Annotated in this window: 9 protein-coding genes; 6 read left to right on the top strand and 3 right to left on the bottom strand. The window is 39.5% G+C overall.

Features of this window, described 5'->3' with window-relative positions; genetic code table 11:
• Window positions 1-205: 205 nt before the first annotated feature.
• Window positions 206-1,723 carry a DUF3360 family protein gene (locus tag AAEZ18_RS15460; RefSeq protein ID WP_011329666.1) on the bottom strand — a complete coding sequence of 506 codons (1,518 nt, stop codon included), beginning with the start codon at window positions 1,721-1,723 and terminating at the stop codon, window positions 206-208.
• A gap of 602 nt (window positions 1,724-2,325) precedes the next feature.
• Between AAEZ18_RS15460 and AAEZ18_RS15455 the strand changes: the two genes are divergently transcribed.
• Window positions 2,326-3,195 carry an MYG1 family protein gene (locus tag AAEZ18_RS15455; protein WP_350595244.1) on the top strand — a complete coding sequence of 290 codons (870 nt, stop codon included), beginning with the start codon at window positions 2,326-2,328 and terminating at the stop codon, window positions 3,193-3,195.
• 114 nt (window positions 3,196-3,309) lie between these two features.
• Here the strand turns inward: AAEZ18_RS15455 and AAEZ18_RS15450 are convergent, their stop codons facing one another.
• Window positions 3,310-3,759, bottom strand: a complete 450-nt coding sequence (locus AAEZ18_RS15450) for a GyrI-like domain-containing protein (protein WP_011329668.1) — start codon at window positions 3,757-3,759, stop codon at window positions 3,310-3,312.
• Between the two features lie 138 nt (window positions 3,760-3,897).
• Window positions 3,898-4,767 (bottom strand): LysR family transcriptional regulator, encoded by an 870-nt coding sequence (locus AAEZ18_RS15445; RefSeq protein WP_086996247.1) that lies wholly within the window; start codon window positions 4,765-4,767, stop codon window positions 3,898-3,900.
• A 104-nt stretch (window positions 4,768-4,871) separates the two neighbouring features.
• On the opposite strand from AAEZ18_RS15445, the gene AAEZ18_RS15440 reads away from it, so the two are divergent.
• From AAEZ18_RS15440 to AAEZ18_RS15420, 5 genes are all read left to right on the top strand, one after another.
• On the top strand, window positions 4,872-5,372 hold the full coding sequence (locus AAEZ18_RS15440) for a lactoylglutathione lyase family protein (protein ID WP_011329672.1): 501 nt from the start codon (window positions 4,872-4,874) through the stop codon (window positions 5,370-5,372).
• 429 nt (window positions 5,373-5,801) lie between these two features.
• Window positions 5,802-6,422, top strand: a complete 621-nt coding sequence (locus tag AAEZ18_RS15435; protein WP_089369011.1) for a fused MFS/spermidine synthase — start codon at window positions 5,802-5,804, stop codon at window positions 6,420-6,422.
• Window positions 6,423-6,435: 13 nt separating this feature from the next.
• The gene (locus AAEZ18_RS15430; protein WP_089369319.1) at window positions 6,436-7,323 is read left to right on the top strand and encodes a spermidine synthase; all 888 of its coding nucleotides are present in this window, start codon (window positions 6,436-6,438) and stop codon (window positions 7,321-7,323) included.
• Between the two features lie 231 nt (window positions 7,324-7,554).
• Window positions 7,555-8,046 carry a MarR family transcriptional regulator gene (locus tag AAEZ18_RS15425; RefSeq protein WP_089369012.1) on the top strand — a complete coding sequence of 164 codons (492 nt, stop codon included), beginning with the start codon at window positions 7,555-7,557 and terminating at the stop codon, window positions 8,044-8,046.
• Window positions 8,036-9,103, top strand: a complete 1,068-nt coding sequence (locus AAEZ18_RS15420; protein ID WP_089369013.1) for an HlyD family secretion protein — start codon at window positions 8,036-8,038, stop codon at window positions 9,101-9,103. Before AAEZ18_RS15425 ends, AAEZ18_RS15420 begins: the two co-directional genes overlap by 11 nt.
• Window positions 9,104-9,107 lie beyond the last annotated feature (4 nt).

The raw sequence follows: 9,107 nt of genomic DNA, 5'->3' as shown, positions 1-9,107 counted from the left end.
TCACATACCTGATTGTCATACTTTTCCTAATGGCAATCATTACTCAAAGAACTTTTACCCTAGCGAGCTTATGTCCAAAAACGAGTTTAACCGACCGTCTGCTTCTCGCTCTATGCTGCCACCTAAAAAATTAAGCTTTAAAACGCAGTAAGCGCATATAAAATGCGCTTACTGGGAGTAATTTACTTTAAGCTAACTTTTAAAGTTAGTGCCTAAAGCTTGATACTAGCGCGGGTATACCTGGCAGCATGCCTACCATGGCCATTACGCTGGTTAGTAGTACAAACATGACCAGTGGAATGATCCAGCGGCTCATGCGGGTGAGTTCTTTACTTCTTTCTTTACAGCCAATAAAGCCTAAGTTGTCTAGCAATATGGTGAGTGACCAACCAAATGCTGGGTTAACTAAGCTTGAAGCAAATACTACAATAGCAGCTGATTGGGTGGTTTTACCTACGCGGGTCATTTCCATGCCGGCTTCTAGTAGTGGAATAAATACCCCTACTATTAGCGCTACACATAGCACTGGTTGCCAAATTGCAAGGTCCATAGGGTAGCCCCATACGCCGGCAATAATACAAAATAGTGCGGTTAAAATAGCGCCTGCTGGTATTGGGCGTTTAGCAATGGCTGCTGGCACTATGTAAGTACCCCACGATGATGCAAAGTTAGCGCCGCCCAGTAGCGAGCCAAAGGTTTGCCTAACTGATGCGCTAAGCATGGTGTCGTCTATGTTCATTTGTACTTTTTCGGTACGTTTTGGGTAGCTTATTTTTTGAAATACCTGATGGCCTAAAAAGTCCGGCGACCACATAGCAACAGCAAGCACTGCAAATGGCAGTACTACTACAAAGCTTTCTAGGGTAGGTAGGCCTAACATCCAGCCAGTGTCTTCGCCCCACCAGTACATAGGGTCCATGTTTGGCAGCCCCGGTGCAGTATGAAACTCAAACGGTGCGCCTAATGCAAAGGCTATTGCGCCGCCTAAAATACAGCTAAGTGGTACGGCTAACCAACGCTTTTTAAAATGCTCTAACATGGCATATAAAATTATAGTGGAAAAAATAACAATAAAGGCAATGTGGGTCATATCGATGGCTTCGGCCCATGCAAACAGCTTTTTAACTTGCGAGGTTATGCCTATAAACCCTAGGTAGAGTAAAAGCCCGCCACATACGCCCTTACTGGTTAGTTTAGCCAGTAGGGTTCCGCCTTTACTTATTGCCAAAATTAAACCAAAGGCAGCTATGAGCAAGCCAAATGCCATAGGATGCCCCCCTGCTGCAACTACAATTGGAATTAACGGAATTAAAGGGCCATGAGTACCGGCTAAGTTAGCGGTAGGTAAAATAAAGCCTGAAAACAAAATAATAAAAAAGGCGACGATAAGTAATTCGTAACGCACGTTTTCTAAAACAAAAGCGTCGCTTAACCCCAGTGGGCTTGCAAACGTTGCGGCAATGGCGGCAACCATAACCACTTTACCTATGGTGGCAGCCATTGCAGGAATAGCGTCTTCAAATTCGAACCTGTAATCTCTAAAGGGTAAGTTTGGGCGCCAGCGTTTAGGCTGCATAATTTGCAGCTCGTGTTCTAGGTATTCGTCTCGGCTATTAAACTCAGAGCTAGGCTTGTGTAGATTTTTATAGCTATTGGTAGCGGTTTGAGTATCCGCTCCTGGTTTTGCATCAGATGAAATATCATCTTGCGGCGTGGTATTCATGGCTTCTCCTGCAACATAGTTGCTCACTCAAAATAAAAATACAGCTTTGTTTAAAGCAAATAAAAATAGAGGCGGCAGGATAAAGCAGCTAGCAACAGATTACGATTAGTCAAAGGTCTTGTATGAAACTATTTTGTAACATTTATATTCCTATGGCTGAATTTAGGATTTGGTGCTGTATTTTATTTAATTGTTTATAAACAATGGTTTAAGTTGTTTTATGAAAGTTAAAGTGCAGTGAGTTATTTTTTAGTATTTACAGCAATAATAAAAATTAAAATAACTTTATCTGCATTTATATTATGTTGTTTAAGAAAATAGGGCATTTAGCCATGCTTTAGCTGATAATTTAACTAAAGTTTGGTTATTGATACAAAAATAACGCAGCAAAATAATAACGTGTGGCTTTGCATCTCTCTATAATTAGTGGGCTATTGCATGCGAGCTTAATTGCTTTAACAAGGATAAAAAACAGTTTACTGTTTTTGTTAGCGCTCATCAGATAGAATCCGCCTTATGATTTTTACTTGTTAAGTATTTTCAAAACCGTAACGTTTAAATAGCGAGACCTTCTTATCCTTTTAGAAAATGATACAAAACCAATGAATGATATAACGATAGCAACCCACAACGGTACTTTTCATGCAGATGATGTTTTTAGTGTAGCTGCACTTAAGTATATTTATCCTTCTTTTAAACTTATACGCACCCGCGATATGAAGCTTATAAGCAAAGCCGATGTTGTGATTGATGTAGGTGGCGAGCATAACCCAGAGACAGGCCGTTTTGATCACCACCAACGTGGCGGTGCCGGTGCGCGTGAAAATGGTATTCCTTTTTCTTCATTTGGTTTAATTTGGCAAAAATATGGTCTTGAAATATGCCAAGGCAGCCAAGAAATAGCCAATGCAATTGACTCTGGTTTAGTATCTACTATTGATGCAATTGACTGCGGCCATGTTGAAGGCGTTGCTAAAGGCATTAGCCTTAGCCAAACTATTTCAATGTTTAACCCAACGTGGCAAGAAGAGAACAACTTTGATGCCTGTTTTGATGAAGCGGTTGAGTTTGCATCGCGCATTTTAACTCGCTTTATAGCTGCGGCTAACGGTGGCATTAATGCAAAAGCAATTGTTGCTAAAGCGATTGAAAATGCAGCTGATCCACGTGTAATTGTGTTAGAGCAATACACACCGTGGAAAAAAACCGTGCATGCGCTTTCTGATAAAGCATTATATATGGTTTATCCTTCGCACTCTGGCCAGTGGATTGTGCAAACTGTACCGGTTGAGCCAGGATCGTTTGAAGACCGCAAGTCACTCCCAAAACCGTGGGCTGGTTTATCTGATAAAGAATTTCAGGACGAAACTGGGCTTGAAGATGCTGTTTTTTGTCATAACGGTTTATTTATTGCTGGCGCAAAGTCGTTTGCAAGTGCGATGAAAATGGCAGCAATGGCGCTAGAAGCTTAGTAATATAGGGCTTTAAAAGTGCTAGTCGCTAAAATTAATATTTACGCGCATAAAAAAACGCTAGCAAGTTAAGCTAGCGTTTTTAATTATGCCTAAAGCCTAAAGCCTAAAGCTTTATTCTTTAACCGCTATGGCTATTTCTACTTCATCAGCACTTTTGTAATATTCGTAGTCGCTGCTGTAGGTACGAGTAAAACGACAGTCGTCTGAGCTAAAGTATTGCCAAATTTCGCCCCACAGGTCGATTACCGCATCGGGCATTTCACCTGTCCCGTTAAATACTAAATAACTCCCTGCCTCGGTAGTTACTTTTACTGACTTTTGATCTCCAATCGATAAGTCGTCGCAACAGGCTATTACATCAAATTCACCGGTTACATCGCTTTCATAGTTAGTGTAAACACCATACGTTTTTGTATTTTTTGTTAGCTGTTGTCCATGCTTTTCACCAAATTTTTGCCAAAGCTCCGTTATTTTTGCAGTGCCAGAGTTCATTTCATCGGCGTTACACGTTCTTACCTTTAAACCAGTTAAAGTTATACTTGGGAGTTGCTTTACTTGCATTATGACCTTCCTTACTTCAATCACTTAGCTTTAACGTAACTATAACGTAACAGAAAAACTATTATGGACTGTAACTATTTATAAGTCCTTTAAATTATTTAATTTGAACTCTGGTTAAGGGATTTATTATTACAGCAATTATAAACTCTCTTTTATTGTGTAAATTACTGTATGCATACGTTTTGCTAATGGCCTGTTGCGATGGTGGCACACGTAAATATTTTCACTTATAGGGTTTGCCAAATAATGAGTTTGTATAAGTTTAGGCTTATTAAACGCACTTATTGCATGCGCAGGTAACACAGTAAAGCCCAGGCCTAAGCTTACCGGCTCCAGTATTAAACTAATTTGATTAGAAAAACCGGTGTGTTTTATTTGCTCTAAATGTTCAAACTGCGGGTAGTTTTCGCTCAACAAAAGTTGCGCGTGGTGTTTAGCGTCGGGGTGAGCAATAAAGCCAAGTTCACATAAAGCTTGCCATGTTGGGGTTTTAATATGTGCAGGGGTAACTAATAGTAACGGCTCTGTACCTATTTTATGGCTGGTTACTTCGCTAAGTGTGGGTGCTTGGGTTAAAAAACCAATGTCGGCATTATGGTTAGCTACAGCCTGCTCAACACTTATATTTGGCGCAAAGCGGTAGTCAATATTCAGCCCTTGGTGCTTTGTTTGCAAAGCTAATAACTGGCTATAAAACTGCAATCCACAACTACCAGGCGACTGTATTTTTACTTTACCGCTGTAAGGCGAGTCGTCTTTTAATTGCTGCTCTAAAAACTGCCACTCTTTAAGTAATAAACTGCCTTGTTGATATAGATTTTGCCCATGCACAGTAAGCGAAAACTGTTTGCCGTGTCTTTCTAGCAAAGCACAGTTAACGTGCTGCTCTAATTTTTTAATGTGTTGGCTTACACCCGACTGGGTCATGTGGAGGCGATCGGCTGTTTGCGTAAAGTGGTTTACCTCAACCAAAGTACAAAACGTATTTAACCATATGGGATTTATCATTACAAAATGTACTCAAAATGATGATTAATGATTATTTTACTTAATTTAACTGGCTTCGTAAACTAAACGCATTAACCAGTAACAAGATAAGCAGGAACATTATTATGAGTCATACCTATCCACGTAGTTTTTCGCATATTGGTATTTCGGTACCAAACGTTGAAAAAGCAGTAGAGTTTTATACTCAAGTTATGGGTTGGTACACTATTATGGAGCCAACCGAAATACTCGAAGACAAAAGCCCAATAGGCGAAATGTGTACTGAAGTGTTTGGTGAAAAATGGGAAAAATTTAAAATAGCGCACTTATCTACAGGCGATCGTATTGGTGTAGAAATTTTTGAATTTAAAAACCAAGAAAACCCAAAAGATAACTTTGAATATTGGAAAACCGGTATTTTTCATTTTTGTGTGCAAGACCCAGATGTTGAAGGCCTAGCAGAGCGTATTGTAGCCGCCGGTGGTAAAAAACGTATGGCCGAGCCACGTTATTACTACCCAGGTGAAAAACCATACCGCATGATCTACATGGAAGACCCGTTTGGTAATATCCTAGAAATATACAGCCACAGCTACGAACTTATTTATAGTGCCGGTGCATACTAAGTTAGTGTGTAGCTAGTATTTAAATATATAAAGGCTGCAGTAAGCTACTGCAGCTTTTTTATTGCCTAAAATTAAGTAGACACCCACACTTATTATCCGAATTTAGGGTATTTGAACAAAACTATTCTTAGTTGAATAGTCACTGGTTTTTAAGTGGGTATTCAGATAGTTAGGTGTCTAGATAATTATTTCAGATAGAGAGTTAAGTAGACACCTACACTTATTATCAATATTTGAGTAAAACTATTCTTGGTTAAATAATCACTAGTTTTTAAAGTGGGTGTCTACTTAATTGGGTTTTAGTTGGTTGCCTTAGCTGCTTCATTTGGGGCAGTACTGTAAACGCCCTTTACAGTATAAAAATAAAGCATAGCCAGTTATTGAGCATCACGTTAATATGGACAAAAATAACACGATAAGAATTATAAAATGTTAAACAAAACCAATGCACTTATTTACTTTTTGGCCTTTAGTAGTGGCTTTAGTATTATGGGAATTGAGCTATTAGGTGGGCGTATTTTAGCGCCGTTTTTTGGTAGTAGCGTACATATTTGGGGCAGTATAATTACGGTATTTATGCTGAGCCTATCGTTTGGTTATTTACTTGGCGGTAAATTGTCAATTAAGCGCCCTAGCCTAGCCAAGTACGGGAGTATTTTTTTATTGGCAAGCATTATGGTGTTGCCCATTGCGTTATTTGCTAACCCGATAATGGAATTTATTTTTACTCACATTGAAGACAGCCGCTATGGCTCGTTACTCGCCTCTACGGCATTATTTTTTGTTCCTACTATTATATTAGGCATGATCTCCCCTTACTCGGTTCGGCTTTTAGTTACCGACAGCGAACACAGCGGCCAAGTTGCTGGCGGGTTATATTTTGTAAGTACCTTGGGCAGCGCACTAGGCACTATTATTACCTCATTTTATATGGTGCTCGCGTTTGACGTAAACGCCATAATAATTGGTTTTGCCTTAACTTTAGCGGTATTAGGCTTACTAGCCATACTGGTAAATAAACTATTTTTAGCGGAGCGTCGTTATGCATAAAAGCAATTTTTACATGGTTTTATATGTGCTGATGTTATTAAGCTTGTTGTTTTCACACTTAAGTGTGGCTAAAACAATACATAGCGAGCGCTCGCTTTATCGTAATATATTAGTGGAAGAAACCGGTAATTTACGCTGTTTAAAGTTTGATGAAAAATCTAGCCAAAGTAGTCAAAGTTGCATGTATATTAACGAGCCAAAAAAGTTAGTTTTTAATTACACTAAATTGGTGTTTTCAAGCTTGTTGCTAATAGATGATCCTAAAAAAGTACTTATTATTGGTTTAGGCGGTGGCACTTTGTCTAACACCATTTCAGAGCTTTACCCTAAGGCAATAATCGAAAATATTGAAATAGATCCTGCGGTAATTAAAGTGGCCCGCGATTACTTTAATTTTAAAGAAAGTACTAAGGTAACGGCAAAAGTACAAGACGGTCGTATTTTTATAAAACGTGCGGCGCTTAAAAAACAGCAGTTTGATTGGATAATTTTAGATGCATTTAATGGCGACTACATTCCCGAGCATTTACTAACTAAAGAGTTTTTTGAAGAGTTAAAAAGTGTGCTTGCGAGTGACGGCGTTATTGCGGCAAATACGTTTTCATCGAGCAAACTGTACGAGCACGAGTCGGCCACTTATAACGCTGTTTTTGGCGACTTTATTAACGTTAGCCGAAAAAACTACAGTAATCGTATTATTTTAGCCGGCAATAAAAGTACCCTTACCCAAGCGCATATTAATAAACGCGTAAGTGAGTTAACCCCTCTGCTATTGCCTTACGGTGTAAATATTAAAGCTATTAGCCAAATGCTGCACTTTACAAAAAATAATCACGATTGGCCTGAAAATACAAAAGTCCTTACCGATCAATACTCCCCCGCTAACCTACTCAACTTTTAGCCTAGGGCGTGTTTGGTATTTATGTGTGGTTACCGCCTTTTTATGGGAGTAACCACACTACACAGGCTCTGCCTTACCTAAAACCAAATATAACGCTGCAAATTAAATCTTAAAAGATCAACAACCCCTAGTGTTTTAGCGGCTAAACCTTTACTAAACCCTAGCTAAATATTTACTTAGCATGCTAACTAATGGTAAAGTGCTTAGCATGCTAAGTAGTTAGAGGTTGAAATGTCTAAACCGGTTCCTTTTCATGAAACACTCGATTTAACCTTGTGTGGCAGTATGGGTCGAGTGCATAGATTATGCCGAGAAGTTGTTACAGTTGCCGTTGAGCCGCTAGGCTTAACTCAATCGCGTTGGATTGCTTTGGTGCATATAAATATGCTGAAAGAGGGAGTAACTCAACAAGCGTTGGCGCATAGTTTAGGCATAGAAATGCCGTCGCTTACGCGTACCCTTAAGCAACTCGAAGAGCTTTTTCTTATTACCCGTCAAGTTGATAAGCACGATAAGCGCAGTAAAAAAATTTATTTTACAGAGCAAGGCCGCAATATATTAAAGGCGGTAGAGGCACAGATCACTGATATTAAAAATCAGCTTTATAATGGACTAAACGATGAGCAGTTAGATGTAATGGCTCATGGTTTAATTAAAATGGAAGACAACGCAAAAAATTATATTAAATATCACAGTTCTAATAAGGTTAACAATGACACCTGATCAAAAATTTGCGCGCTATGTGAGGCTTTCACTCGTTGGATTCATTTTAGTGTTTTTATACTATGTTATAGCCGATATTTGGCTGCCAGTAACGCCACAAGCGCGTGTTTACCACCCAGTAGTACAAATCTCACCGCAAATAAGTGGCCGTGTTACTAAGGTGTTAGTTAGCAATAACCAACCGGTAAAGGCTGGTGATATATTGTTTGAGATAGATCAAAGTACTTACTTACTGGCTGTTGAACAAGCTAAACTAACCCTCGATGATGCCAAATTACAAAATAAACGCCTTGATACTAATGTTAAAGCGCTTGAGGCACAAATTAGTGCAGCTAAAGCAAAACAACATGAGCAAAGCTTATTAAAAAGTAGAGGCGAAAAGCTCTATAAGCAAAACTCTATATCGGAACAAGAGCTGGAGAGTATTCGGGCTAACTTTGCTGCAAGTAAATCAAACGTAGCGGCTTTTGAAGCGCAATTAGCCGAAGCTGTTTTAGCGCGTGGCACATCAGGGGAGGATAACTTAGCGCTGCGCCATGGAGCGAATCAGTTAGCGCAAGCTGAGCTTAACTTATCGTATACACAAGTACGTGCTTTAAGCGATGGTGTGGTTGCCAACTTGCAATTACTTGACGGTGCTTATGCTCTTAGTGGCCAACCTTTGTTAGCTATTGTGGCTAAAAAGGCTGATTTAGTAGCCGACTTTCGTGAAAAATCACTGCTTAATATGCACCCAGGTAGTTTAGCAAAAGTGGTTTTTGATAGCTGTCCCGGTGAAGTATACGACGCAAAAATTAGTACTTTTGAAGCGGGTGTAAGCGATGGCCAATTAAGTGCCAATGGCTTGCTAAGCACTACCGAAACCAGTAACCGTTGGGTACGCGACGCACAGCGCCAACGTATTCATTTGCAGTTATTAAAAAACGATCAAGCGCTAATTGCTAATATGCCTAGTGGCGCGCGTGCTACGGTGCAACTACTTCCTGAGTCAAAATTTGGACAATGGTTAGGCGCATCACAAATACGTTTTATTAGCTGGTTACATTACATTTATTAGTGGA

This window comes from Pseudoalteromonas sp. 19-MNA-CIBAN-0066 (genome assembly GCF_040308705.1).
Lineage (GTDB): Bacteria > Pseudomonadota > Gammaproteobacteria > Enterobacterales > Alteromonadaceae > Pseudoalteromonas > Pseudoalteromonas nigrifaciens.
Note: the sequence above shows the minus strand (reverse complement) of the source record. Positions and strands in the feature narration are given on the sequence as shown.

Bases quoted from the DNA above. Each gene is read 5' to 3' on its own strand.
- AAEZ18_RS15460 (WP_011329666.1), bottom strand. From the start codon at position 1,723: ATGAATACCACGCCGCAAGATGATATTTCATCTGATGCAAAACCAGGA.
- AAEZ18_RS15455 (WP_350595244.1), top strand. From the start codon at position 2,326: ATGAATGATATAACGATAGCAACCCACAACGGTACTTTTCATGCAGAT.
- AAEZ18_RS15450 (WP_011329668.1), bottom strand. From the start codon at position 3,759: ATGCAAGTAAAGCAACTCCCAAGTATAACTTTAACTGGTTTAAAGGTA.
- AAEZ18_RS15445 (WP_086996247.1), bottom strand. From the start codon at position 4,767: ATGATAAATCCCATATGGTTAAATACGTTTTGTACTTTGGTTGAGGTA.
- AAEZ18_RS15440 (WP_011329672.1), top strand. From the start codon at position 4,872: ATGAGTCATACCTATCCACGTAGTTTTTCGCATATTGGTATTTCGGTA.
- AAEZ18_RS15435 (WP_089369011.1), top strand. From the start codon at position 5,802: ATGTTAAACAAAACCAATGCACTTATTTACTTTTTGGCCTTTAGTAGT.
- AAEZ18_RS15430 (WP_089369319.1), top strand. From the start codon at position 6,436: ATGGTTTTATATGTGCTGATGTTATTAAGCTTGTTGTTTTCACACTTA.
- AAEZ18_RS15425 (WP_089369012.1), top strand. From the start codon at position 7,555: ATGTCTAAACCGGTTCCTTTTCATGAAACACTCGATTTAACCTTGTGT.
- AAEZ18_RS15420 (WP_089369013.1), top strand. From the start codon at position 8,036: ATGACACCTGATCAAAAATTTGCGCGCTATGTGAGGCTTTCACTCGTT.